Annotated in this window: 2 protein-coding genes; both read right to left on the reverse strand. The window is 71.0% G+C overall.

Annotated features, from left to right (window positions below; translation table 11 throughout):
* Positions 1-510: condensation domain-containing protein (locus ACIBK5_RS43580; protein WP_399029082.1), on the reverse strand; the 510-nt coding region annotated here is incomplete at its 3' end.
* A gap of 64 nt (positions 511-574) precedes the next feature.
* Positions 575-2,128, reverse strand: a 1,554-nt coding sequence (locus tag ACIBK5_RS43585) for an amino acid adenylation domain-containing protein (RefSeq protein WP_399029084.1), incomplete at its 5' end; no start/stop codon positions are given.

Below are 2,128 nucleotides of genomic sequence, written 5' to 3' on the forward strand. Positions count from 1 at the left end.
GTGATGCACACACAGCACCAACACCCACTCGTCCACCCCCACCCGCAGCAACGACCCCCGCAACAACGGCCCCTCGGACAGGTCGAACGGGCGCGAGACCTCTTCCTGGACGCGGTCCCGTACGGCGGCTTCGCCCTGCTCCGACGCGTCGGTCACCGGAAGCGGAACGTGCGCGTGCTCCCGCACGACCTGCCGTACCGTCCCGTCCTCCTCCTCGCGGAAGACGGTGCGGAGCACCTCGTGCCGGTCCACGACCGCGCCGAGGGCGCTCTCCAGCACGGCGGTGTCGACGGTGCCGCGCAGTCGGACCAGGCCGATCATGGAGTACAGCGGAGAGCCCGGCTGGATGCGGTCGAAGAAGTGAAGGCGCTCCTGGGCGAAGGAGAGGGCAGCCGGGGCAGCCGGGTCGGAACGCCGGGAGATGGCGCTGTCCTTGCGGCTGACGCCCTGCTGGTCGAGGAGCTGGTCGAGCAGTTTCTGCTGCTCTGCGGAGAAGGGTGCGAGGGTCATGGCGCGGACCTCCGGTGTGAGGTGAGGTAAGGGTGAAAGACGACTGAGGGTGTGCGTGCTGTGCTCAGGAACGGGCGCTGAGGTCCTGGAGCCGCTGGGTGACCTCGCCCGCCTCCAGTCGGCTGATCTGCAGGACGAGGTCGGCGATCCGGTCCGCGTCGAGACCGTCCGCCCGCGCCGACTCTCGGACAGCGCCGGCCAGTTGGCGCACCGTGGAGACACCGACGAAAGAGCGCAGCGTGACCTCCACGCGGAGCATCGCGCGCATACGGGAGACCACTTGCGTGGCGAGCAGGGAGTGTCCGCCGAGGTCGTGGAAGTCGTCCTGGGCCCCGACCTTCGGCACGCCGAGGACCTGCGCCCAGAGGTCGGTGAGGACGGTCTCCAGTGCGTCGGCGGGCGGCTCGTACACGGACCGGGCGACCAGCGGGGTGCCGGGGGTGGAACGCAGCGCGGCGAGGTCGACCTTGCCGTTGGCGAGGAGGGGGAACGTGTCCAGGTGTACGAGGGACGCGGGGAGCATCGCGACGGGGAGCCGTTCGGCGAGGAATGCCCTCAGTTCGCCGGCGGTGACCTCGGCCGCTCCCGCGGTCTTGGTGAGGTAGGCGACGAGCTGTGGGGTGCCGGAGGGGTCGGGGGCCGTGGTGACCAGCGCCTGGCCGACCACCGGGTGGTCCTGCAACGCGGCCTCGATCTCGGCCGGTTCGATCCGCTGCCCCCGGATCTTGATCTGGTGGTCCAGCCGGCCCAGGTACTCCACGGTCCCGTCGGCCCGCCACCGCACCAGATCACCCGTCCGGTACAACCGCCCACCAGGCGTGCCGGGATCCGGCACGAACCGGTCCGCCGTCAGCCCCGGCCGCCGGTGATAACCACGCGCCAGCGGCACCCCGCCGATGCACAGCTCACCCGCCACCCCGACCGGCACCACCCGCAACCCCTCGTCCAGCACATACACCCGGGCGCCGGGCACGGGCCGGCCTATGGGCATGCGTTCCGTGGGGACGGGTGCGGTCACGTGGTGGGTGGTGGCGTCGATGGTGGTCTCGCTCGGCCCGTACATGTTGTGCAGCGCGGTGCCGGGCAACTGGCGGAGGAACTCCGCGGCCAGGTCGGGTGGGAGTTCCTCGCCACCGCACAGCATCAGGCGCAGCGTGCCCGCACGCGACGGGAGCCCGCCGTGTTCCACCAGAGCGCGCAGCATGGAGGGCACCACGTCGCAGCAGCTGATGCGGTGCCGTTCGCACAGGTCCAGCAGATAGTCCGGGTCGCGGTGCCCGTCGGGGACGGCCATCACGACCCGGGCACCGGTCATCAGCGGGACGAAACACTCCCAGATGTGCGGGTCGAAACCGAGCGGCGACTTGTGGACGATCCGGTCCCCGGCGTGGAAGTCATACTGCTCGACCATGCCCTGGAGGCGGTTCGTGATCGCGTGATTGTGCAGCAGCGCGCCCTTGGGCCGACCGGTGGAGCCGGAGGTGTAGAGGACGCAGAAGGGGGCCTCCCGGTGGAGGGAGACCGCGGGGCGGGTGGTGGGCTGGGCGGCCAGGGCACCGGCGATGTCCGAGAGCCGGACGACCTCGACACCCTCCACCACCACACCGTCCACCGCCCG

It is taken from the genome of Streptomyces sp. NPDC050546, from assembly GCF_044457425.1.
GTDB lineage: Bacteria > Actinomycetota > Actinomycetes > Streptomycetales > Streptomycetaceae > Streptomyces.